The 25,334-nt window shown below is 37.0% G+C and carries 20 protein-coding genes; 14 read left to right on the top strand and 6 right to left on the bottom strand.

Annotated features, from left to right (window positions below; translation table 11 throughout):
• The first annotated feature begins 15 nt into the window (after positions 1 to 15).
• The 3 genes from rsmA (at position 16) to AC27IF_RS02810 (ending at position 3,992) form a co-directional block, all read left to right on the top strand.
• Positions 16 to 897: a 16S rRNA (adenine(1518)-N(6)/adenine(1519)-N(6))-dimethyltransferase RsmA gene (gene rsmA, locus AC27IF_RS02820; protein ID WP_487051976.1), complete on the top strand. Its 882-nt coding sequence runs from the start codon at positions 16 to 18 to the stop codon at positions 895 to 897.
• A 5-nt stretch (positions 898 to 902) separates the two neighbouring features.
• On the top strand, positions 903 to 1,739 hold the full coding sequence (locus tag AC27IF_RS02815) for a symmetrical bis(5'-nucleosyl)-tetraphosphatase (RefSeq protein WP_487051974.1): 837 nt from the start codon (positions 903 to 905) through the stop codon (positions 1,737 to 1,739).
• 234 nt (positions 1,740 to 1,973) lie between these two features.
• Positions 1,974 to 3,992, top strand: a complete 2,019-nt coding sequence (locus tag AC27IF_RS02810; protein ID WP_487051972.1) for a HAMP domain-containing methyl-accepting chemotaxis protein — start codon at positions 1,974 to 1,976, stop codon at positions 3,990 to 3,992.
• Positions 3,993 to 4,598: 606 nt separating this feature from the next.
• Here the strand turns inward: AC27IF_RS02810 and AC27IF_RS02805 are convergent.
• Positions 4,599 to 7,172: a TonB-dependent receptor plug domain-containing protein gene (locus AC27IF_RS02805; protein ID WP_487051970.1), complete on the bottom strand. Its 2,574-nt coding sequence runs from the start codon at positions 7,170 to 7,172 to the stop codon at positions 4,599 to 4,601.
• A 691-nt stretch (positions 7,173 to 7,863) separates the two neighbouring features.
• Between AC27IF_RS02805 and AC27IF_RS02800 the strand changes: the two genes are divergently transcribed.
• On the top strand, positions 7,864 to 8,070 hold the full coding sequence (locus AC27IF_RS02800; RefSeq protein WP_487051968.1) for a cold-shock protein: 207 nt from the start codon (positions 7,864 to 7,866) through the stop codon (positions 8,068 to 8,070).
• A 93-nt stretch (positions 8,071 to 8,163) separates the two neighbouring features.
• Here AC27IF_RS02800 and AC27IF_RS02795 read toward each other — a convergent pair whose 3' ends face one another.
• From AC27IF_RS02795 to AC27IF_RS02785, 3 genes are all read right to left on the bottom strand, one after another.
• Entirely contained in the window at positions 8,164 to 9,060 is an 897-nt protein-coding gene (locus AC27IF_RS02795; protein WP_487051966.1) for a L,D-transpeptidase family protein, read from the bottom strand.
• Positions 9,061 to 9,121: 61 nt separating this feature from the next.
• A complete protein-coding gene (locus AC27IF_RS02790; RefSeq protein WP_487051964.1) occupies positions 9,122 to 9,757 on the bottom strand; it encodes a CYTH domain-containing protein in 636 nt (211 codons plus the stop codon).
• Between the two features lie 160 nt (positions 9,758 to 9,917).
• Positions 9,918 to 10,592, bottom strand: coding sequence for a sulfotransferase family 2 domain-containing protein (locus AC27IF_RS02785; protein ID WP_487051962.1), 675 nt, complete (start codon positions 10,590 to 10,592; stop codon positions 9,918 to 9,920).
• Positions 10,593 to 10,976: 384 nt separating this feature from the next.
• Here AC27IF_RS02785 and AC27IF_RS02780 point away from each other — a divergent pair, with 384 nt between their 5' ends.
• Both AC27IF_RS02780 and AC27IF_RS02775 read left to right on the top strand, forming a co-directional pair.
• Positions 10,977 to 11,606, top strand: a complete 630-nt coding sequence (locus tag AC27IF_RS02780) for a TIGR04211 family SH3 domain-containing protein (protein WP_487051960.1) — start codon at positions 10,977 to 10,979, stop codon at positions 11,604 to 11,606.
• Between the two features lie 24 nt (positions 11,607 to 11,630).
• On the top strand, positions 11,631 to 12,716 hold the full coding sequence (locus AC27IF_RS02775) for a glycosyltransferase family 4 protein (protein WP_487051958.1): 1,086 nt from the start codon (positions 11,631 to 11,633) through the stop codon (positions 12,714 to 12,716).
• 24 nt (positions 12,717 to 12,740) lie between these two features.
• On the opposite strand, the gene AC27IF_RS02770 is transcribed toward AC27IF_RS02775, so the two are convergent.
• Positions 12,741 to 13,784 carry a CDP-glycerol glycerophosphotransferase family protein gene (locus tag AC27IF_RS02770; protein ID WP_487051956.1) on the bottom strand — a complete coding sequence of 348 codons (1,044 nt, stop codon included), beginning with the start codon at positions 13,782 to 13,784 and terminating at the stop codon, positions 12,741 to 12,743.
• A gap of 138 nt (positions 13,785 to 13,922) precedes the next feature.
• Here AC27IF_RS02770 and AC27IF_RS02765 point away from each other — a divergent pair, with 138 nt between their 5' ends.
• The 7 genes from AC27IF_RS02765 to leuD all read left to right on the top strand — a co-directional run bounded on the left by AC27IF_RS02765 (position 13,923) and on the right by leuD (position 22,151).
• Complete coding sequence (locus tag AC27IF_RS02765; RefSeq protein ID WP_487051954.1) at positions 13,923 to 15,434, top strand: capsule assembly Wzi family protein; 1,512 nt, start codon at positions 13,923 to 13,925, stop codon at positions 15,432 to 15,434.
• 83 nt (positions 15,435 to 15,517) lie between these two features.
• Complete coding sequence (locus tag AC27IF_RS02760; protein WP_487051952.1) at positions 15,518 to 15,913, top strand: FAD synthase family protein; 396 nt, start codon at positions 15,518 to 15,520, stop codon at positions 15,911 to 15,913.
• 29 nt (positions 15,914 to 15,942) lie between these two features.
• Positions 15,943 to 17,001 carry a CDP-glycerol glycerophosphotransferase family protein gene (locus tag AC27IF_RS02755; RefSeq protein WP_487051950.1) on the top strand — a complete coding sequence of 353 codons (1,059 nt, stop codon included), beginning with the start codon at positions 15,943 to 15,945 and terminating at the stop codon, positions 16,999 to 17,001.
• 409 nt (positions 17,002 to 17,410) lie between these two features.
• Complete coding sequence (gene leuA, locus AC27IF_RS02750; RefSeq protein WP_487051949.1) at positions 17,411 to 18,961, top strand: 2-isopropylmalate synthase; 1,551 nt, start codon at positions 17,411 to 17,413, stop codon at positions 18,959 to 18,961.
• Between the two features lie 50 nt (positions 18,962 to 19,011).
• Complete coding sequence (gene leuB, locus AC27IF_RS02745; RefSeq protein ID WP_487051948.1) at positions 19,012 to 20,100, top strand: 3-isopropylmalate dehydrogenase; 1,089 nt, start codon at positions 19,012 to 19,014, stop codon at positions 20,098 to 20,100.
• Position 20,101: 1 nt separating this feature from the next.
• Entirely contained in the window at positions 20,102 to 21,523 is a 1,422-nt protein-coding gene (leuC, locus tag AC27IF_RS02740) for a 3-isopropylmalate dehydratase large subunit (protein WP_487051946.1), read from the top strand.
• A 16-nt stretch (positions 21,524 to 21,539) separates the two neighbouring features.
• Positions 21,540 to 22,151 (top strand): 3-isopropylmalate dehydratase small subunit, encoded by a 612-nt coding sequence (leuD, locus tag AC27IF_RS02735; protein ID WP_487051944.1) that lies wholly within the window; start codon positions 21,540 to 21,542, stop codon positions 22,149 to 22,151.
• 16 nt (positions 22,152 to 22,167) lie between these two features.
• Here the strand turns inward: leuD and AC27IF_RS02730 are convergent, their stop codons facing one another.
• Entirely contained in the window at positions 22,168 to 23,772 is a 1,605-nt protein-coding gene (locus AC27IF_RS02730; protein ID WP_487051942.1) for an AAA family ATPase, read from the bottom strand.
• Between the two features lie 135 nt (positions 23,773 to 23,907).
• Between AC27IF_RS02730 and AC27IF_RS02725 the strand changes: the two genes are divergently transcribed.
• On the top strand, positions 23,908 to 25,215 hold the full coding sequence (locus tag AC27IF_RS02725; RefSeq protein WP_487051940.1) for a multifunctional CCA addition/repair protein: 1,308 nt from the start codon (positions 23,908 to 23,910) through the stop codon (positions 25,213 to 25,215).
• Positions 25,216 to 25,334: the final 119 nt, after the last annotated feature.

Raw genomic sequence — 25,334 nt, 5'->3', positions numbered from 1 at the left:
TGTAAAAGAGATACTATGAATAGCAAAACCCACTTAGGTCATCAGGCTAAAAAGCGCTTTGGTCAAAATTTTCTACACAACGACTCTGTAATCAGTGACATTGTTGATGCCATCAATCCGGAGCCAGGTGAAAACTTAGTCGAAATTGGGCCTGGACTAGGCGCACTAACGGAGCCAGTAGTGGAGCGCGCTGAAAAGCTTTCGGTAGTTGAACTAGATAGAGACTTAGCGCATCGCCTACGTCATCACCCATTCTTAGCTCCTCATTTAACGATTTATGAAATAGACGCTTTAAATTTTGATTTTGCTCAGCTTGCAGAAGATAAGCCTCTGCGTATATTTGGTAACCTGCCTTATAATATATCTACGCCTTTAATCTTTCACTTGTTAACTTTTAAAGATAAAGTAAAAGATATGCATTTTATGCTGCAAAAAGAAGTGGTTGAGCGTATGGCAGCAGGTCCCGATAGTAAAACTTACGGTCGGTTATCTATCATGACACAATATCAGTGCCAAGTATTACCTGTGATGGAGATTGGTCCAGAAGCATTCAAACCTGCTCCCAAAGTAGACTCTGCGATTGTTCGCTTAGTACCTCATAAAGAGATTGCTAACCCAGTAAAAGATATTAATGCTCTGAATACTGTTTGCTTAACCGCTTTTAACCAGCGCAGAAAGACTATCCGCAACAGTTTTAAGAAGCTGATTAATGTCGAGCAACTTGAATCACTTAATATTGATGCCAATTTACGTCCTGAAAATCTGTCATTAGATGATTACATTAAACTGGCAAATTTTGTCACTGATAATCCACTAGAAATTAAAGATGATGACAAAAGTCAGTTATCCAGAAAAGCACTAAAAGCCGCACAGCAAAAGGCTAAAGCTAAAGGCTAATTGTCATGGCTATCTATTTAGTAGGTGATATTCAAGGCTGTTATCAAGAGCTAAAAGCATTACTTAGCCAAGTTAACTTTGACAAAAAAGTAGATCAACTCTATGTCGCGGGTGATTTGGTAGCACGAGGGCCTGATTCTTTAGCAACATTACGATTTATCAAATCACTTAATCAATCTGCCAATGTGGTATTAGGTAATCACGATCTTCATTTACTTGCTGTTTATGCCGGTATAAAAAAAGTAAAAAAACAAGATAAGCTTGCAAAGCTTCTTGAATCAAGTGATGTAGCAGAGTTAATGCAATGGTTAGCCCAGCAGCCTTTATTACAACAGATAAATGGTGAAAATGCTTATATGAGCCATGCCGGCATATCACCACAATGGCAGTTAAATGAAGCGATTACACAGGCTAACTCTGCCCACAAAAAACTTTGCTCCAACAAACAAGAATATTGGCTCAAGCAAATGTATGGAGAGCGACCGAATGACTGGCAACAAGCAAAAACCGAAGAAGAAAGGTTTCGCTATACCATTAATGCTTTTACTCGCATGCGCTATTGTGATGAAAAAAAACATCTAGAATTTGAACAAAAATCATCGCCAACTTGTTTGTCGATTCCCCAGAATAAAAACAAGTTACTCCCTTGGTACGAGTTATCAAGTGAGATTAACACCACAACTTGGGTATTTGGTCACTGGGCCGCTCTGATGGGTAAGTGTTCACATAACAACATTTACGCTCTTGATACTGGCTGTGTATGGGGTAATCATCTCACATTATTACGTTGGCATGACAAGAAAATATTTATTGAGCCTGCACATAAAATTGCACCTATGTAGCGATTTAAGGGTGAAAAACTTATTCAGCTTGATATACTCCTCATAACTCTGAAACATTATTAAACATATTCAGTGTTCGGCCGATAAGTAATAGGCGACTTTAATAGCTTTAAATGGACAAAAAGCTTACGCAAAAGAAAAAATATAAACTAACATAATAGAATAATCCCTTCTTTTAACTAGACGTTATTCTAATAATCAATGCATTTGCTTTTTAACTAACTGGTGGTATTTATGAATTTAACTGTAGCAATGAGAATTATTGGTGGCTTTACCATTATCTTGATACTACTTGTTTTAACTAGTGTTATTTCTTGGGTTAACCTAAATACCATTAGTGACTCAACAGAACAACAAAACCAATTAGCGATCCCTACATTAAAGGGCAGTAATCAATTAACCCTTGAATTAAATAAGATGGCCAATCTTACGCTAAAGGGCTTTTACGAAGCTCAGTTGGATACGCTTGATGAAAATTTACAAGCGTTTAATGTTGTTAATACGCAATTTTCACCAGCCTTTAAGCAATTAAAAACCTTAGTGCAAAATGAAAGCAACCTGATCACTAACTTAAATAAAGTAACCAGTATTTATACTAGTTTTGAACAAGGTGCGTTATCAGTATTTGAAAATAGAAAAACGTCTATCGAACAAAAAAATGCATTAACTGAAAAAGTAAGTGATTTAGAAGAAAAAGCAGATGATGCGGTAACTCTTCTACTCGATTTAGCTGATCATGATCTGGCTGATAGTAAATTACAACGTGCAATTAGCTTAAGTGAGCAGCTAGAAAATCAATTTAACAGTATTGTGTCATCATCTTTTGAGTACCGTGATACGTTAGCTGATACCACAGCAGAGTTAATAGAAAGTGAAATATCATTTAGCTTGGAAGGAGCTCAAGGCTCTGTAAAAGATATTATCACTGAACTTCAAATGAATAACATTGATGATGTTGCAGAAGACTTAGCAGCTTCGTTTACTGACCTTGAAGATTTGCTTTCTGAAAGTACTGGTATAATCTCTCATAAACGCTCGCAATTATCTGCAAACCAGCAAGCTAAAAATATGCTTAAAGCAGTTGAAGATAATACTAAGCAAGTTAATAAAATATTAGATAAGCAGGTTGAATTAGCTAATCAAACGACCATGGAAGCAAGTGAACGAGTAAAAGGTTCAGTTTCAAGTGGTAATACGCAAACAGCGATTATCATGGCCGTTTCTATCATTATCGCTATCGTAATCGCTCGATTTACTTTAATTAGTATTACTCGCCCGTTAGCACGTGTAAATGACATGCTTAACATTGTTGCTTCTGGTGATCTTTCCCGCAAGCTAGATGAAAGTGGTCAAGATGAGTTTGCACAACTAGCTAAAAACTGTAATTTGTTAATTGATAGCTTAAGAAACTTAATTGAGGGCATTGTAAATCGCTCTTCTCAACTTGCCGCCGCCGCAGAGCAAACCTCAGCTGTAACAGCAGAAAGTACAACGGCAATTGAAGAACAACGCAACCAAGTTGAACAAGCAGCTTCTGCAACAACAGAAATGAGCAGTACTGCTCAAAGCGTACTATCTAGTGCTAATGATGCATTAGGTGAGATCAAGCATGCTGATGATGAAGCTGAGCGCGTTAAAACTATTTCAGGTCGCAATAGAAAAACCATCGAACAGCTCGCTGGTGAAGTGCAATCAGCAGCACAAGTTATTAACCAGTTACAACAAGACAGCGCTTCTATCGGCGGTATCTTAGATGTTATTCGTGGTATCGCTGAGCAAACTAACCTCCTAGCATTAAATGCGGCTATTGAAGCTGCACGTGCTGGTGAACAAGGTCGTGGCTTTGCTGTAGTAGCAGATGAAGTTAGAACCCTTGCCAGTAGAACACAAGAATCAACTTCTGAAATTCAAACTATGATTGAAGCCTTACAGTTAGGTGCAGGTAAAGCGGTAACCGTAATGGATGCTGGTCAATCTAAAGCTGATGATTGTGTGAGTCAATCAGAAGAAGCAGACAAAGCATTAGAAACAATTACCCATGCTGTACATGAGGCGTTTGACCGTAGTTCACAAATCGCAACCGCCGCTGAAGAGCAAAGTGTTGTTGCCCATGAAATTAGCGAAAATTTAGAGTCTATCGTTGCCATAGCTGAGCAAACCACTGCCGGCTCACAACAAACTGCAGCCTCAAGTAGTGAAGTAGCTAAGCTCTCTGAAGAGCTACAACAATCAGTACAGGAATTTAAACTTTAATTAGTTACCCTATTATGATTTAACGAACCTTTCGATAATTCATACCTGATTAAAAGCCCTGTTAGTTTTAATAACTAACAGGGCTTTTTTATTTAGTTCATAAGATAATACTTATTAAATACATTTGTAGTCTATATAGTGCTCTATAACTTAATTTTAGCCATTATCTTCAACCTTTTACTCTATTATCAATATTCAAAAACTCGCACCGTAAGATGTCCTACAGCACTTATTAGTCGATATTAGCTTTATCACTTAATGAGCGTTAGAGCCAATAGATTAAAACTTTACCGGGCATATTTCTTACTAGTAATCATTAAATAAGAATTTGAGAGTGAATCTGTACTCGGTTTAAGACATGATTTGATTACATGAAATATAGTGGTCAAATCTAAATCGCTCTCTAGTTTTATGATTTAAAAAAAACACAGTAAATCCATGTATCGACAGCTTGTTTACTGCAAATAAATCTATCACTGTTGTAGGCAAAAAGATCCTTAGTGGAGCATGTATTAATCTGAGCTCAATTTAGTTAAGTCGCGGGTGATATTTTAAGCAAAAAAAACCAGCAACATAGTTACTGGTTTTTTAAATATTAACTTTTAATTAAAAGTTATATTGTGCTTTCACGTAGTAGAATCCACCATTGTAATCAAATGGACCACTTTCATAGTATTTAGCACCAACAACGCCATAAGCACCGCCATCCTTTTGAAGCTCTTGAGCTTCAGTATCAAGAATGTTGTTAGCACCTAAAGACAATGTCCAGTTATCATTAACAAAATAACTAACTTCAGCATCTAATGTAAACGATGAACCAACAGTTTCAGACCAACCGTATGAGCTATCTACATCTGGCTCATCAGCATGTGTTGCAAACCATTCGCCAAAGTAGTTACCACGAACAAACATGCTCACAGTATCCCAGTTTTGAGCAAAGGTAAGTGTTCCTCTGTGCTCTGGAATACCTTCTTCTAAACGACGAACTTTGAAATCAGAGGTAAATGAACCTGGGTCATCAACTTCTGTCGTGTTGTAGTTATAAGCAAGACTTAACTTAGAATCACCACCCATTAAATCCATACCGTAATTCATTACTACATCAACACCTTGTGTCGTTGTATCAAAATCATTAGCAAAGAAAGTAACAGAACCACCTAATAACAACTCAGGGCTTGGGTATAAACCTTGAAGGTTATCAACATTCTCTTGAGTGATAAAAATCTTATCCGTTTGAGCAACACGATCTGTTACTTCAATGTTATAAGCATCAATCGTCATGAAGAAATCACCCGTTTGATATACCATACCAATGGCATAACTGGTTGACTCTTCTGGGTCAAGTTCAACACCACCTAGCTCAGCTGATACTGGATGTGTTGGCGGATAAGTAGCAGACTGAATTAATTCGCCATTAACAAGTGAAGTTTGTGTATTTACAACATTTGCTTGACCAACTGTTGGTGCTCTAAAACCGGTACTATGTGAAGCACGAATTGATAAATCATCCGTTAGTTCATATTGAGCGGTTAACTTATAGTTAACTGTGTCACCAAATGAAGAGAAATCTTCATAACGTACTGCAGCACCTAATAAGAAGCTTTCAGTTACATATGCTTCTAAATCTACGTAAGCAGCAAAACTTTGACGGCTGTTAATACCTTGAGACTCAGGTGAGAAACCAGCAAAACCGTGAGAGCCTACACTGAAACCTTGGTCTGCAAGCGGGCCTTGTTGCCATGAAGCTTGTTCACCAGAGATGATTTCAAAGCTTTCTTGACGCCATTCAATACCAGTAGCGAAGTTCATCTCGTCATCTAAACCGATATCAATACCCTTAGTTAAATCAGCATTAAAAGCTTTTTCTAATTGGATATATGAGCCAGCTTCAAAAGAATTATTAGGCTGATCAGCATTCAATGCCCCCATTGATGGGTTAACTGTATTTGCTAAAGTGTAAGTTGATTTGTTACGGCCGTATGAACCACTGATATCAAAATAAGCACCTTCTAAGAAGCCACTGTTAATATCACCACGTGTACCCATAGTTAATGAAGTATCATTAATTTCACCAGTAAATTGTGGTGTGTAACCACCTGGGAATAATTCATTAAATGCCCAACAAGTACCGCTACCAACTAATGCTTGGTAATCAGCTTGATTACGAACATCACCTTCAGTAATGGCAATGTTAGGACATGCATCAGCATCACCAGTCATAGAACCAATTAATAAATCGCCATTACCGTCAGTGAATACACCACCACGGTTTTGAGGATTACGGTAGTAGTAACCACCTGTTGCTGTACGGTCTGAGTAGTTACCGAACATGTAAAATTCTTTATCATTACCTAAATCGAGACCTACATTACCAAATAATGTTAAATCATCATCAATTTCAGGATTACCCCAAACTTGCGCAGGATCATTTACAGGCACGCCAGCGGCAATTAATGCCTCAGCATCTGGGCGCTGAACACTACGGCTAGTTGCATCAGCTGTTTTATATTGAAATGAAAGGTTAGCGAAGCCATCATCAGTAAAAGGTAAACCAACGTTACCGTCAACAACTAACTGTGTACCATCACCTTCATAATACTCACCGTGACGAACTGAAACAGAGCCACCATCAGCATCATCTTTTAATACAAAGTTCATTACACCCGCGATAGCATCAGAGCCATATTGTGCAGCTGCACCATCACGTAATACTTCAACTTGCTTTAAAGCAACTGAAGGGATTACTGAGATATCTGGACCTTGAGCACCATCATTTACACCACCACCTTGGAAAGCAATAACTGATGCACGATGACGACGTTTACCGTTTAATAGAATTAACGTTGAATCTGAAGATAAACCACGTAAATTTACTGGACGGATAAATGAAGCAGCATCTGAGATTGGTTGCTGACGTACATTGAAAGATGGTACAGCAGCTTGAAGCATATCAAGCATATCAGATGAAGCATTTTTACCTAACTCATCACCACCAACAATATCAATTGGCACTGGTGAATCAGCAACTGAACGTGGTGCTGAACGAGTACCAACAACAGCAATACGTTCGACTTGCTCATCTTTGGCTGCTTCTTCAGCTTCTGCGGCATATGAAGGTGCGGCGCCTAACGCTACACCCACGGCTAGGGCTAACGTTGTAGCACGAAATTTTGTAGACATGTTATTTCCTTCTAGAAAAAATATTATTATCAATCAATCAACTATTTGAAAAAAATAGTGTTGGCTTGTCATAATTTATTATAGTTTTTATATTCCTTGCTTCTAATTGGCAAGTAAATACGAGGTCGAAATATTGTGACAAATATCACAAATATAGAGACTACGACATATTTATAGACCACAAGTTGTAATATTACAAGTAGCTTACAAATCAAATAAAATGTATATTTGCGCAAAAAATATGCTATAAATTCATAGTACTTAGATTATGATAATTTAAAAACAACTAAGAAATACGCGTTAAACACATAACACTCAATGCTTATAGAGTAGATTAGCAACGGTTAATAGTGCGAAAAAATTCGTAATAAGAAACAGTAAAATTATTGTAAATAAATATAACAAGAAAACTTATAGTTAAAATCAATAATTAAAATGGCGGATTTCCATTTCACAGCTGTCAAGGAAATGAATTTTGAGCCAATACTTGACATCAACCACCACAGCTTTATAATTCGGTTCGCTTGAAGTTCGTTTTTATATTTTTGTACACCATTACGCTGTTAATAGTTTTTCATTAAGCTGACACGTCCTGTTTTATAAGTAATAGCAACACTTTTTAGCAAACCCGCTTTTGCATTAAATATAAAATGTAAATAGCATCATTACTCATAAAATTTAGGATATAAATATGTCTACTACTACTGGTACAGTAAAATGGTTTAACGAAGCAAAAGGCTTCGGTTTCATCGAACAAGAAAATGGCCCTGACGTTTTCGCTCATTTCAACGCTATCGTTGGTGACGGTTTCAGAACTTTAGCTGAAGGTCAAAAAGTTGAGTTCACAGTAACTGACGGTCAAAAAGGCCCACAAGCTGAGAACATCGTTGCTCTTTAATTAGCAACTATAAATAATCACATAGATTATTTAAAACAAAAAACCAGTAATGTTATTACTGGTTTTTTATTGCCTAAAATAATATTTCAATCATCATTTACCTAGTTCAACTACCATACCGTGCGGCTTTTCAAATACTGGAAGTAGCTGTTGCCAAAAGGCTTTATTGTTTCCTACAAATCCCTTTACCGCTTGAGTAATTTGATTCTTTTGAGGTTTTTCATTAACAGAAAGTGGAGAATGCACTTCAATTAACTGCCTTTCACCTGCTTCAAATGACATTTTTATTGGCTGTGAAATTATCCTTACTTTAGTATTAATAGGTACATTTTCATACATCCATTTAATATCATCATCAAACATTCGTACACAGCCAGAGCTCGCTCTCATACCAATGCCTAATCGTTTGTTAGTACCGTGAATTAAATACTCACTCGTCCCTAACCTCAATGCGTACTTGCCAAAAGGGTTATCTGGACCTGCTGGCACTTCTGTTGCCATTGCTTTACCATGCTCTTTAAAATAACGTTCTTGCATTGCCTTAGTTGGACGCCAAATGGGGTCTTTTCGTTTGCTACTTATATAGCTAGTCACTTTTGGAGTTGCCAACCCTTCTTTACCAATACCCACAGGAAAAACATGCACTTTATTTTCTTCTGGTAAAAAGTAATACAAGCGCAATTCAGGTAAATTAACGACTATCCCTTCGCGTTTGATATAAGGCAGCAACATCTCACTTGGAATGATAATATCACTTCCCGGTTCCGGCAAAAAAGGGTCCACATCAGGATTAGCCGACATTAAGGCTAAAAAACCAATATTATATTGTTCAGCAATTTTCTGAAAATAATCACCTTTAGTGACTTTGTGTATTTGAACTTCACCAATTAAGCGAGCGTTATCTGGCGGTAATTGATATTGTGCTGCGTATACTCGACTACTGAGTGTTATTACTGTGATTAAACTAATAATTAATAATTTATTTAACATATTTTGACATAACTCACTAAGCTATTCCCTTTTAAAAACATTAAAAGCGTTATAGGCAATATTATTGATTATTAAATAGCGTATAACCACGAGCTGCTTTACTGAAGTTACCAGGCTCAATATTCACAAGTCCTTTTAACAGTTCAGCTAGGTCAAACAATGAGGATTGCTCACCGGTTACTAACTCAATTTCTAGCTCATTAATTAATAAAGAGGTATGGCAATTATCTGTAGTTATACTGCCATGATCAAAAGCTAATTCAATAACACTGTTTTGATATTTGATAAGCCAAGCTTTACGGGTAAAGTGTGTGGTAAAAATAACCTTAAGCTTTTGCTGTAAAGCATTTAATTGAATATGCTCAGGCCAAATATGTGAGGGAAATAATGAAAGTGCTAAATGGTTACTGCCGATGTCGACATTATATTCCGGTCTTTGATGCAAGCCTGCAACAACCTTACCTGCCGTTTTGATGGTTTGCTCATATTTTTCTTGCTGCTTTCTGATCCTAAGGCCTATATCCATTTTCCTTAAGTCAAGTTCATCACTGTCAAAGTAATCATTAGCTAGTTCTTTTACGCTAAAATCAAAATCAAGCTTCTGAGTTGTCAGCATGTTAGTAATTTTATTGGTAAAATCTTCATTATCGATATTTTCATCTGATATTAAGTATTTCAATTCTATTTCTGTGCTCATTACTATGTCATCGCTACGTTAAAGTTTCTAATATTTCCTTTGTAACTTTAACATACACCTGACTAAATCTAGCACTAAATTGCTAGTTAATTTAAATCATGACATCCAATAAGTAGTGCAAACCTAGACATATAATTCAATTTTTACCAAAATAATTACTTTAACTACTTACTGCTAAAAAGCTTTCTTTCTCATACATGAAATATTCAAAATCTTTATCATAAATTCGTTCAATAATAACTTTAGATTGTTGACAATAATAACTCTTCCAATCTTTCCGTTTAGACTTATTTTCATGTTGCATAGTTAAGGCCGGCAAATTGACTTCCGCCATCAGTTTTTCAAGATCTTCACTATAGTTTTCATATCGACCAATAAAGTCTACATCCGTATTTTCAATCCAACGATATTGTGGATTACACATACTCATCCCTTTGGAATTATACATACCGATATTTTCAATATTTCCCTCTAAAGATTGCCAAAAGTTTAGGAAAGAAGGTTTATCTGGCATCTTCTTAGTTAAATACACATAGAGAGAAACAGCTCTGTCATAAGGGTTACGACTGAAACAGAACTTAAAGGACTGAGCATCATATTTAGGACAAATATGATTGTTATTTACTAATTGATTATAATCCATATGATCGAAAGTTATTAACCCTCGTTGCGAAAACCGCCGCTTTACTTGATTTAAAACTTTAACTTTTATACAACCATATTTTCTCAGCATACTATAAAGGCTAGTACCTGCATTTTTAGGGATCCAAATAAAAACAGCTTCTGGTCTATTTTTACTTCGATAATAATGTATAGCTTTGTCTATACGAGTCATGTAATAAATATTTTTTATATGCTTTTCAATAAGTTTATTATTTTTAATTCTCATTTTTTTTACCGTCTGTTTATCCAAAAGCAATTTTTAACATATATATTTTTTAATACGCTCACAACTATCCAAGACACTAACTTTATGGAAACATATTCTTACCAAATAATAGCACTTTCGTTCGATAAAGGCTCTCTCTCTAATTGATTTCACAGAAAAAACACATTCCCAACCAAATAATAAATAGTTTTAATGATAAGTTTGGCTGAAAAATAAAACAGATAAAGTAAATATACAAAGAGGTTAGTAGAATACTATTCTTAGCTTGCTATCAAAGCAGCAAACACATAGTATTTGGTTTTTAATGATCTTTTATCTAGTGGTTCTTTCATGAATATTCTAAGTATTTATTCCAAGCAACTTTTTAAACAATTTGCTAAGCAAAATATCATCAGTATTTTTATCATTTTCACCGTCGCTTTTTCGACTCAAGCCCAAGAAAATACTCAAAGTTATATTTCTGACGATTTATTCATATACATGCATGCAGGTCCCGGCACAAATTACCGAATATTAGGCACTATCAATGCTGGTTCTGAAATTCAAACTACAGGCAAGTCATCAAACGAATACAGTGAAATAATAGATGACAACAGCCGAATTACTTGGGTTGAAACCAAATATATTACACGTCAACCTGGATTACGTTTTGTTGTCGCTGATCTTAATGGCAAACTAGCCAGTACAAATGACTACCGTTCACAACTTGACGGTGAAATTAATGAATTAAAAAGTACTACAGAGCTACTTAATCAAGATAAAGCAAAGTTGCAATCTGAACTTAAAACAGTACAGCAACAACTCGTGGCGACACAAAGTAAAGTAAAAGATCAAGACACAAACATTAAAAAGCAATGGTTTTTCAATGGTGCTATCGTGTTAGGTATAGGGTTAATTTTAGGTCTCATTTTACCTAAGTTTTTTGCTCGTCGTAAAAGCTCAATGGACAACTGGGGATAACACTTTTTAAGTGAATTAGTATTTATGAAAATTTTAGTTATCCCTAATCGTGGCAGATCATACAATGCCGTTCGCCCTGAGGCTGAGTGCTATATTGGTTTAGCAAACGCTGGTCACGATATTACTATACTTACCTGTGAAACTAACGCCTATATTGAAGGGTATAAGAAAGCGAATATAAATCTCATTATGCTTAAATCTTTAAAAAAGCATAGCTGGGCTGTTATTAAGCAAATTAATCATTATATTAAGCAACACAATATTGATATTGTTTACGCGACTGAATCAAAAGGCATTCCTAACGCTGCCTTTGCCTGTATTGGCACTAAGGCAAAAATGATCGCTTATCGTGGTACCTCTGGTGGCATGTATAAAACTGATTTAAGTAACTATTTATGTATGCTACACCCAAGAATTGATGGGGTTATTTGTGTATCCACTGCTTGTACTGTCAATGTTAAGGATAAAGTCAGAAGCACAATTAAAGAGAATATTAAAACCATTTATAAGGGCCATGATCTTAATTGGTATCAAGAGCCTGCAGTGGATTTAACCTCTATTGGAAGTGATGATAAATATTTTAATATTTTATGTGTCGGCAGCCCTAGACCTCATAAGGGTACAAGTGTGCTACTCGAAGCCGCACAAGAGTTAACTGATTTAGAAGATTTAAGAATTATTCTTGTCGGTGACAACCTTCAACGTGAACCTTTTATATCGCAAGCTAAAAATTCGGGTATGAATGAGCGTATTATTCAGCCCGGTTTTAGAAATGATGTGCCTGCAATTGCCAAAGCATGTGATTTATTAATTCTCCCTTCTCTTAGTAAAGAAGGATTATCACGCACCATATTAGAATCCTTATCTAATGGTACGCCAGTTGTATCATCCGCTAATGATGGTGCTGTGGAGATTATCGAAGATGGTAAAAATGGCTACTTAGTACCAATTGGAGATGCTTCTGCAATTGCCACTAAAATTCGAGAGCTTTATCAAAATAGAGAGCAATTAGCGGTATTTTCTGCCAATGCTACTCAAGTAATAAAAGATAAAATATCTCATGATAAGACAGTTAAAGATATGGAAAGTTATTTTCAGGGCATGTTGTAACATGTCTTGTTTTTCATAAATTGCTTACCAAAACTTCCAATAATTTAATTTCTTCCGCATTTTAAATTGGCGAAGCAAGTCTAGTGGTCTTGTACTTCTAGTAGAGTTTTCTGCCAACATTCCATCAACAGCGTCCAATATTCGATCAGATGCTCTTCCGTCTCTATTAGGGTGTGTTATACGATTGAACGTATCAATCTCTTCCATTAATTTAGTTGGCTTTGATAATGCTTCTTCGATTGATTTTTCAAGTAAATCCACATTATTGATATCTAATAAATATTCTGTTGGTGAAATATTTTTGTAAGTTACGACAGGCTTCCCAAGTAATAAAAACATAATTAAAACAGAAGATGTATCACAAACCATCACGTCAGCTTGTTGTAATAATGGGATTACATCATCAGTTTCTATATAAGATAAATGCTCACCTTGTAGTGATTTATATTGTTTGACAACTTTGTCTGGCATTTTGGGGTGAAATTGAACTATCCATTGCCACTTCCCTGATTGACTAAGCTTTTTAATCATTTCAAAAAGATGTGGGGCACAAGAAAGCTTCTTTGAAAAAGTAGAGCATAATAATACAGTAGGTTTAGTAAACTGTTTTTCTTCCTTTAAATGATAAAGTTCATCTAAAGCGCACCAGCCAGTTTCTACAACTTTAAAATGCTTATGATTCTCTGCTAACTTTAAAAACGGCTCTGTGGTACTAGGGCCTTGAGTACAATAAAGATCAAAACAATTACGAATTTTAAAATGATCATTATTTCCACGTTTATCAAGTTTACCTGCATCAAAACCATGAAAAACAGCAACATTTAATCCAGGTAAAAATGTTGGTGCAATATTGGCAGGATAGAAAATGGCTAAAGGATTATATTGATTTATTTCATCCACTGACGTTAATCGTCTTTCATCTGAAGCTAAAAATTCCTTATTAACTTCATTTCCCTCTAAAAACCATACCACCTCATCACCTCTAGCTAATATGGCCTTTTGCAAAGGCCTTAAAATAGCAAAAGAGTAGTTTTGAGAAATATATAATAAATAGCGTTTCGCTGGCATAGTTATTTTGACTTCCTTTTATTAAGTGCGCTTACATTTTAAACCTATATAAACATTATGAAAACACGTATAATCTTTTTCCTAAAAATAATCGATTTCTTTATCTATCTTTCATCTTGTAAACGGATCTTGGTATAAATGCTTTCTTCTAAATATTCTTTAGCAATAGTTTTTCTTATTGGTAGTTTATCCATTACATTGCCCGCTTCATCAGAGCCTTGGGTTGATACTTCAGATATCTATTTAAAAGCTAACATTCAACTGCTAGCTGATACAGGCAAAATAATTACCCCCGTAACCACTTACCCTTTAATGTGGCATGACATTAATCGCGATCTAAAAAAAATAGATCTATCACAGTTAACACAGCACCAAACCAATGCTTACCTTTACATCAAGCATCAATTTAAACTGGCTCAAAAAAATCAAACACGTATAAAAGCACAAACAGGTATTGAAAATAAACGCTTTACTTCTTTTGGCGATAACGTCAGTGATAAGAATAGTATTGCTGTGCACTCTAGCATTATGTACGGCAACTTTGCTGCCAAAATTGCGCCAAGCTACACCCATGCCCCTCAAGATGGTGATGAAACACGTTTCGATGAAAGCTACATCGCGGCTTTTATGGGTAATTGGGTAGTGTCCTTTGGCAGACAAAATCGTTGGTATGGACCAACTTGGGATACTAGTTTAAGTTTGACCAACAATGCTAGGCCAATGACCGCATTAAGCATATCACGTAAATCTGCAGAGCCGTTGATTATTCCCTTCACAGAATTTGATATTCCGTGGACAGTGTCTACTTTTATGGGACAAATGGATGATGAACGCACGATTAAAGATACCCTCATGTGGGGTTTTAGACTTAACTTTAAACCTTTTAAAAACTTAGAGTTAGGAATAACACGATTAGCACAATGGGGTGGTGAAGGACACTCAAAAAGTCTATCGACTTTTTGGGATATTTTAATAGGTCGCACCAACTGTGGCGTAAACGATGTAGTCTGTGATGAAAATAACCCGAATCCTGCCAATCAACAAGCTGGCTATGACTTACGTTATAGCTTTAATTTATTCGATGTTCCTATGAGCTTTTATGGTCAAAAGTTTGCTGAAGATGGTAAAGAAGGTGCCTTTCAATATTTAACAAAAGCACAGCCTCAAGTTGGCTTTGATGCCCATTTAAATGTTTTTGGTAAACCAAGTACCGTTTTTATAGAACTTGCCGATAGCTTCGCCGCTTGTGGTACAGATAACACCACTGGTGACTGTTATTATGAGCATTCTACTTACTCAACAGGTATGCGATATAATGGCCGCACTGTAGGAAGTACATATGAGAACGATGCTAAAACTTATGTGTTAGGTGCTATTTCTCAACTTAATACCAATACCAGATTAACGACAAAATTACGTTTTTTAGACCTTAATTACGATAACAGTGATAAAGCCCCTGATAATCCGCTTATTGGCAATACAGTAACAAGTATTGCCGAACAAGTATGGATGATTTCAAGTAGTGTGCAACACGATTATAAAAACTGGCGATTCACTTTATCTGGCGATATCAGTCAATCAAGTTTTGAAAATGACATTGACGATGAAACTGAGTTTAATGCGTCTTTTCAAGTAGAGTACAACCTATAAAGGATCTTAGTTTATATTTCTAGGGTATTAGAATTAATACAAGTTAGTATAACTATAGACTTAATTAGCTGGAGCATGATGAAATGAGAGTTATTACTTTTGGTACCTACGACATCTTCCATGTTGGGCATGTCAATATACTAGAAAGAGCTAGGTTGCATGGAGAACATCTAATTGTTGGTGTTTCATCTGACAAATTAAATATTGCTAAAAAAGGTCGACCTCCGGTTTATAGCGAGGAAGATCGCCAGCATATCATTCGCTCTATGCGCTGTGTTGATGAAGTATTTTTAGAAGAATCTTTAGAGTTAAAAGCAGATTATATTAAGTATTATAATGCTGATATCTTGGTTATGGGAGATGACTGGCAGGGTAAGTTTGATCATTTAAAAGATATCTGCCAAGTGGTCTATTTACCAAGAACGCCTTCAGTCTCGACAACAGAAATAATTGAAGTTGTCCAAACTAAGCGCCTTTAGCGACGATAACCCCAAAGTTATTAAGGGAAATGAGAGAACAAACCATGACCGCCACTCGCTATTTATTTTATATTGCTCATAATTATTCTTTTGAAATATTGCGCCCTCTTCAAGATGTTATTTTATCTCGTGGCCATAAAGTAAAATGGCTAGCAGTAGGTAAAGAAGTGAACCTAGATTACTTTACAAAAGATGAGTTAGTACTCGATTCAATTGATGATGCTAGAACTTACAATCCTAACGCTACGTTTGCCCCTGGTAATGAAATTCCAAACTTTATTCCAGGTATAAAAGTTCAAGTTTTCCATGGGCTTGAATGGAAGAAAAAAGGTCATTTTGTTATCCGTGATTTCTTCGATCTATATTGTACTCAAGGGCCTGCAACAACCACACGATTTAAAAAGCTTGCTAAACAACATGGTTATTTTGATGTAGTCGAAACAGGCTGGCCTAAACTTGACCACCTTTTTACTACACCTGCGATGCCAATTGTTGACTGCCTGCATGAGCAAGGAAAAAAAATAATCCTCTTCGCTCCAACTTTTTCACCGGCATTAACATCGGCTCCAGCTTTATTTGATGAAATAAAGCGCTTGAGTGAACAGAAAGATTATCATTGGCTCATTAAATTCCACCCAAAAATGGCCACACAATGGGTAGAAAAATACCGAAGTTTAATTAAAGATAATGTACAAATAATTGAAACCGCTAGTATCAATAAGTTATTACAAACGGCCGACATCATGGTGTCTGATACTTCTTCCGTGATTGGTGAATTTTCATTATTAAATAAAGCTACTGTTAGCTTAAACAACAAAGAACCCGGCGATTATTTAGTTAATATTCACAAAGCCGAACAACTTGAATCTTCAATCGAACTTGCACTAACCCCAAGCTCAACATTAAAGTCAGCTATTAAAGCTTATGCTGATGATCTTCATCCCTATGATGATGGCCAAGCTGCACAACGTATTTTATCTGCTACAGACATAATTTTAGCTAATGGAAAGCAAGCAAGAAAACAAAAACCACTTAATATTTTTCGTAACTTTAAACAACGAAAAAAGTTAAATTACTGGACCCTTTAAAGCAAGTTACGCTATCTATATAACTAAAGTATATACCCCCTAAATTTTTTTCATTTGACCAGATAGAGTATATGCGTTATTAATAGTAGTATAAATAAAATTGATTTTACTAGTTATGCAGATATAGTGCATAATAAGTAAAAATGACCAAGTAAATAAAAGAAAATGACATTAGTAATTAAGCAACTTCTCCTCAACCTCCTCCTCGTACTCATTGTGCGCGGCTAGGTTTTATTGCTTATTCAAACCATTTTCAGATTACTTAATCAAATATTAATCTAAAAATTTAAACAAATAAGAATTCATTAAAACCCGCGCTAACTAACGCGGGTTTTTTACGTCTATGTGTTAGTTGGCATTTTAAGTTAAAGAACCAAAATACATAGTAGGCATAAAAAAGGATAACAATATGAGCACTTCAAATGACAATGTCATTATTTTCGACACCACGTTACGCGATGGCGAACAAGCATTAAACGCTAGCTTATCAGTACATGAAAAATTGCAGATAGCTCAATCTCTTGAGCGTCTTGGCGTAGATATTATGGAAGTTGGCTTTCCTGTGTCTTCTCCGGGTGATTTTGAATCGGTACAACAAATTGCTCGTACGATAAAAAATGCTCGTGTTTGTGGTTTGGCCCGTGCTGTTGAAGGTGATATTGATGCCTGTGCTCAATCGCTAAAAGTTGCCGACCAATTTAGAATTCATACCTTCATCTCGACTTCTGATGTCCACGTTCAGCAAAAATTACGTAAAGAGTTTTCTGATGTGCAAGCTATGGCAGTACATGCTGTAAAATATGCGCGTAAATTTACCGATGATGTTGAGTTTTCTTGTGAAGACGCGGGTCGAACGCCTATCGATAATTTATGTCGAATGGTTGAAGCCGCCATTGATGCTGGTGCTACAACGGTAAATATTCCTGATACCGTTGGCTATACCATGCCATTTGAATTCCAAGGTATTATCACTAACTTATATAACCGTGTACCTAATATTGATAAAGCAATTATCTCAGTGCATTGTCATAACGATTTAGGCTTAGCTGTTGCTAACTCTATGGCCGCTGTACAAGCAGGTGCTCGTCAAATTGAGTGTACTATTAACGGAATCGGTGAACGTGCTGGTAACTGCTCATTAGAAGAAGTTGCCATGATCATGAAAACCCGTGAAGCGTTATTAGGTGTTAAAACAAATATTAACCATCAAGAAATTGCCCGAACGTCAAAACTAGTTAGCTCATTATGTAATATGCCAGTGCAATTAAATAAAGCCATCGTTGGTGGCAATGCCTTTAGTCATTCATCAGGTATTCATCAAGATGGTATGTTAAAAGCCAGTAATACTTATGAGATCATGACTCCAGAAAGTGTCGGCATAGCTAAAACTAAACTGAACTTAACCTCACGTAGTGGTCGTCATGTTATCAAGCATAGAATGGAAAGTTTAGGCTATCAAGAGACTGACTATAACCTTGAAGATCTATACAGTGACTTTTTGGCTTTAGCCGATAAAAAAGGTCAGGTTTTTGATGATGATTTAGAAGCCATGTTGTTTAACATTCAGCAACAAGATAATCAAGACCACTACCGCTTAGACACTATTAACGTGCAATGTGGTGACGGTGAGTTTGCTACTGCTAGTATCAAACTATTAGCAGGTGAAAATAGCGCAAAAATACAAGCCACCACAGGTAATGGCCCAGTAGATGCCCTTTATCAAGCTATTAAACAAGCGGTTGACGTTGAGTTTGAAGTAAAGGATTACAAAATATCAAATAAAGGCTCAGGTGAAGATGGCTTAGGCCAAGCGCATTTAGTCATTATGTGGCAGGGCAGAAGTTTTCACGGTTACGGTTTAGCCACTGATGTAATTGAAGCATCAGGGCAAGCATTAATTCATGCACTAAATAGCATACACAGAGCAATGACCATTGCCGAGCTAAAAGCAGCAAAATAATTACAGAGCTAAATGACTCTACTAATAAATTTTTAATAAGGTTTAACTAAATGTCCAATATAGCAATTTTAGCCGGTGACGGTATCGGCCCAGAAGTCATGGTAGAAGCGAAAAAAGTATTAACCACTATCGCCACGAAATTTGATATAGAGATTAATACCAAAGACTATGATGTGGGTGGCGCAGCTATTGATAACCATGGTAATGCCCTACCCGACTCAACTATGCAAGGTTGCCAAAACAGTGATGCTATTTTATTTGGCTCTGTGGGTGGACCAAAGTGGGCAAACTTGCCACCTACTGAACAACCAGAGCGCTGTGCATTACTAGGTTTACGCGGCCACTTTGACTTATTTTGTAATATGCGTCCAGCCACATTACAACCTGCTTTATCTTCGCTATCAACTTTACGTAGTGATATTTCAGAGCAAGGTTTTGACGTATTGGTTATTCGTGAATTAACCGGCGATATCTATTTCGGTGAGCCAAAAGGTCGTAAAGGCGAAGGCGAAGAGGAAACCGGTTTTGATTCTATGTTCTATTCTCGCCGTGAAATAAAGCGTATTACTCACTTAGCGTTCCAAGCAGCCAAAAAGCGTAATAACAAAGTAACTTCTGTAGATAAAGCCAATGTATTAGCGACGAGTCAATTATGGCGTCAAGTGGTTGAAGAAGTAGCTGTTGAGTACCCTGACGTTGAGTTAGAGCACTTATACGTTGATAACGCTGCGATGCAACTCGTACGTGACCCTAACCAGTTTGATGTAATGCTATGTCCAAACTTATTTGGCGATATATTATCTGATATCTGCGCTATGATTACTGGCTCTATGGGCTTATTACCTTCTGCCAGTTTAAATGAGCAAGGTTTTGGCATGTATGAACCCGCTGGCGGCAGTGCTCCTGACATTGCTGGTCAAGGCATCGCTAACCCAATAGCACAAATTCTTTCTGCCGCATTAATGCTTCGTTATAGCCTAAATGAAGACAGTGCCGCAAAAGCCATTGAGACCGCAGTAGGTAAAGCATTAGATAATGGCGTATTAACCGCTGATTTATTGCCAGCCAACGAACGTAGCAATGCAAAAACCACCAGTGAGGTGGGCGATTATATCTGTAAGCAAATTGAGAGCGCATAAGATGACCACTAATACCCCGAAAACCATGTATGAAAAATTATGGCAAAATCACTTAGTCGAAGATATCGCTGGTGAAACGCCATTACTTTTTGTCGATAGACACCTAATTCACGAAGTCACGTCACCACAAGCCTTCGCAAATTTACGTTTCCATAATCGCCCTGTTCGCCATCCTGAGCGTACTATTGCCACTATGGATCATAATATATCTACTCGCTCTATCAAAATTGATGCCGCGGGTACAGGCGCCGCCAACCAGTTACGTGCTTTAGAGAAAAACTGTAAAGACTTTGGCATTGAATTATTTGGTATGGGTCATAAAAACCAAGGTATTGCTCACGTCATGGGCCCTGAGCTTGGTTTAACATTACCCGGTACCATTATTGTTTGTGGTGACTCACATACCGCAACACATGGCGCATTTGGCGCACTCGCTTTTGGCATAGGTACGTCTGAAGTGGAGCATGTTTTTGCTACCCAAACCTTGCGTCAAAACAAAGCCAAAACCATGAAAATTGAAGTGAAAGGTCAGGTTGGCAAAGGTATTAGTGCTAAAGATATTATCTTGGCAATTATCGGTAAAACTGGCAGCGCTGGTGCAACCGGTTATGTCGTAGAATATTGCGGCGAAGCGATTGAAGCACTTAGCATGGAAGAGCGCATGACTGTGTGTAACATGAGTATTGAATTCGGTGCTAAAGCTGGCTTAGTTGCACCAGATCAAACGACTTTTGATTATGTTGAAGGAAAAGAATACGCCCCTAAAGGTGAAGTATTTGAACAAGCTGTTGCTGACTGGGAAGCCTTAAAAACAGATGACAATGCCGTATTTGATAGTGTACTAACTCTTGAAGCTAAAGATATTAAAGCACAAGTTACTTGGGGTACAACGCCAGGGCAAGTAACTAGTATTACTAGCACTGTGCCTTCTCCAAGCGACTTTAGCGATCCTGTTGAGCAAGAGTCTTGCAAGCAAGCGCTTGAGTATATGGACTTAAAAGCGGGTACTAAAATCACCGATATTACCGTTAATAAAGTATTTATTGGCTCTTGTACGAATTCACGTATTGAAGATTTACGTGCCGCCGCTAATGTTGTTAAAGACTTAACGGCTAATGGTGAAAAAGTACAAGACACGGTTGATGCCATTATCGTTCCGGGCTCATATCGCGTAAAAGCACAAGCAGAAAGCGAAGGACTAGATAAAATATTTAGTGAAGCCGGTTTTGAATGGCGTTTACCGGGTTGTTCAATGTGTTTAGGTATGAATGATGATGTCCTTGGTCCGGGTGACCGATGTGCTTCTACTAGTAACCGTAACTTTGAAGGCCGTCAAGGCCGTGGTAGCCGTACTCACTTAGTGAGCCCAGAAATGGCTGCGGCAGCAGCTATTACCGGTCACTTTGTTGATTTAAACGCATAACCAATAGGAGCAAATAATGGAAAAATTTACTACACATACTGGCTTGGTTGTGCCATTAGATATCGCCAATGTCGATACTGATCAAATCATCCCTAAACAATTTTTGCAGAAAACAGAACGCGTTGGTTTTGGTGTACATTTATTTCACGAAAGAAGATACATAGATCATGAAGGCACTACTGTTAATCCTGAGTTTATTTTAAATAAGCCAGAATACAGTAAAGCCACAATTTTATTGTCTCGTGAAAACTTTGGCTGTGGTTCGAGTCGTGAGCATGCACCTTGGGCTTTAGAAGAATATGGTTTTAAAGTAATTATTGCGCCAAGTTTTGCTGATATTTTTTACGGTAACTGTATCAATATCGGTTTGTTACCGATTAAGCTAACGGAAGATGAAGTTGAGCAGTTATTTCAACTATCACCTAATGCGCAGCTTAGTCTTGAAATTGACTTACCTAATAACAGTGTTAATTTTACCAAGGCTGATGGCGAGAAAGTCACTTTTAGCTTTAGCTTAAGTAAGTTTCAACAATACAGCTTAGAAAATGGTGTCGATAGCGTAGGCTGGACACTAAATAAACTCGATAAAATTGTCGCGTTTGAAGAGAAAATGCCTAGCTGGCAATAAGTAGGTAAATAAAGGCTTACCAGTTAGTTAACGCTGGTAAGCTAAAAGTTTCACCGCGGTAAGTTAAAATAACTTGTTGCGGTAAAATTTGATCAACTGTCAAACCATCAGCAACAGTGTCCCCTTCATAGCGATCTCGCCCGTTTACTTTCACCCAGCCTTCACCATCAGAGGCGTAGATATGTTGTTCGAATTTAAGGCTCGGAATACCTTTTTGTACCCAAGCAGGCATTTGAGTTAATGGCTTTATAGCTACATCAACATGCTGTATTGCTTCAGGCTCTTGAAAGTTATCTGCTGAATTCTCGGTGTCATCAATTGCTTCTTGAAAACGAGCGAGTAAATCATTAGAAACCCCTGGTACGGCTTCTAACTGATATTCAGTACCCTCTGCCATAAGGGCTTCTTTTTCTACAACCTTTTCATTTACAGTATTTATTTGCTCTTTTTTCTCTACGGTGGTGACTTGTGTATTTTCACTTGCGGTACTCGATACCAGTATTTGTTGCTCTACTGGCTCTGGGCTTACTTTTTCGACTGCTTTACGAGTAACAGGTTCTGTGGTTACTTCCTTTTGCTCTGCCACTACAGGAGCAGAAATCGGCGCTGTAACTGTTGTTTCTTCCGTCGGTAAAGTTTGGCGCTCTACCATAACAGGTTTCTCCGTTACCACTTTTGCATCTTGACCTAACCTGTAAGTCGAGATTAAAACGACAACCAGCATACTGATTGCCGCAACCAACCTAACCTGTTTAGTCTGCCACCAAGCTAGCTGCTCAAAATCTTCACCTAAGGCATGACTTGCAGCTTTATAGACAATTTTTTTATCTACTACAGCATTATTGCCATTATAAGCCTCCATCAGAGCACTATGACAAATAAGATTAATCAATCTTGGCACCCCTTGAGATAGCTTATGGATTGCGGATAGCGCACCTTTATTAAACAGGGCACGATGACAATCAGCCACTGATAATCGGTGTTTGATATATGCTGATAATTCCTGTTGATTTAAGGGTAATAAATGATATCGAGCGGTAATACGTTGCGCCAATTGACGAAGGTCTCTCCGCTTTAATAATTGTTGCAGTTCAGGCTGACCAATTAATATCACTTGTAATAACTTTTTGGTATTCGTTTCTAAGTTAGTCAATAGCCGTAGCTGCTCTAATACTTGTGCTTCAAGATGTTGAGCTTCATCTATGATTAACAAAGTATTAATATCATTAGCGTGGTTTTTAAGGAGCTTTTCTGAGATTTTGTCTGTTAGGGTTTTTAAGGTTGCACCGGTTTTTCGATAACGAATTTTTAATTGGTCGCAAATTGTCGCTAATAATTCTTGGCTCGATAAGGTTGGATTCAAAATAAATGCGAGCTGAGTAGTCTCAGGCAAATCAGCCATTAAACAGCGACTTACAGTTGTTTTACCTGTACCAACCTCACCAGTAAGTAATACAAAACCGCCCGTACCTTCAGTATGAGAATTTCCTGAATTAACGCCGCCTAAACCATAACTTAAATGCGTTAACGCTTCCCTGTGTCTATCACTCATAAATAAGTATTTAGGATTAGGAGCGATAGAGAACGGTAATTCACTTAAAGAAAAGAAATTTGTGTACATATAGGCGGCATGATAAAAGAAAAAGCTGTGAAGAAATTACCTTGTTGTTACTAGGATGTCTACAATTTACGCACATACTTAGCTAAAAGATATGATAAACTTTAGCTAAATACTTGTCGATTTTGGTTATAATTTTTGAGTAATAACAGTTTTCCAAATATCTCAACATTAGATGCTTACCTTGTCGGTGGCGCTGTACGAGATCAACTATTAAATAGAGCCGTAAAAGATCATGATTATTTAGTGGTTGGAGCCACCGTTGAGCAAATGCTATCTCTGGGCTTTACTCAAGTGGGTAAAGACTTCCCAGTATTTTTACACCCAGAAACTAAACAAGAATATGCTCTTGCCCGAACAGAGCGTAAACAAGGCCAAGGTTATACCGGCTTTAGTTGTTATGCTGAGCCCGATGTAACCATAGAGCAAGATTTATTAAGACGTGATTTAACCGTTAATGCTATGGCATTAAATAGCGATGGCATAATTATTGATCCCTATAACGGCCAAGAAGATTTAAATAACAGAGTATTACGTCACGTCAGTGATGCTTTTATTGAAGATCCTTTAAGGGTATTACGTGTTGCTCGTTTTGCGGCTCGATATCACAGCTATGGCTTTACTATCGCTGATGAAACGCTTGAATTAATGACACAAATCAGTGAAAGCGGTGAATTATTATCCCTAAGCGCTGAGCGAATATGGCAAGAAATGCACAGAACACTTGCTGAAGACAACAGTTCAGTTGATGACAGTAAACAGGCCAACCCTGAAGTATTTTTTAAAGTATTACGACAATGCCAAGCCTTAAAAGTATTATGGCCAGATTTAGATAAATTATGGAATGTGCCTAACCCTGCGCAGTGGCATCCTGAAATTTGTAGTGGCATCCATACCATGATGGTATTACAACAAGCTGTTAAACTAACTAAAATCAATGAAAATAAAACCGCAATACGTTTCGCGGCCTTATGTCATGATTTAGGTAAAGGCTTAACAGCACAAGAGCATTGGCCAAGTCATCGAGGTCATGAAAAAGCAGGCTTACCTTTAGTTGAAAAAATAGCTAAACAACTTAAAATTCCGACATACTATAAGCAACTAGCCTTAAAAGTATGTGAACATCATTTGCATTGCCATAAGGCATTCCAATTAAAATCAAGCACGCTATTGCGTATATTTGATCAACTTGATGTTTGGCGAAAGCCAAAAGAGTTCGACGATTTTATTATCGCTTGTAAAAGTGATTTTTTAGGTCGTCTTGGTTTTGAAGAGCGTCCATATCCACAAGAGCTATATTTAAAAGATGCCATGAATACAGCTTATAAAGTCAATGCTAAAGCCTTTGTTGAACAAGGATTAAAAGGTATTGCGATAAAAGAAGCCGTGGCAAAATCTCGTTTAGAAGCGATTGAAAAAGTAAAACAAGCCTATCAAATAAATTAAGCTATAAACGTAACTTACTCACTAACAACAATTCGTAACTCAGGCGTTACAAAGTTAAACAACTTCATTATTTGCTTTGATTAAAATATCACCATAATTATTTATGTGGAGTATTTATC

This window comes from Colwellia sp. KS18-150 (assembly GCF_057551365.1).
This window is presented reverse-complemented; position numbering and strand designations above follow the sequence as displayed.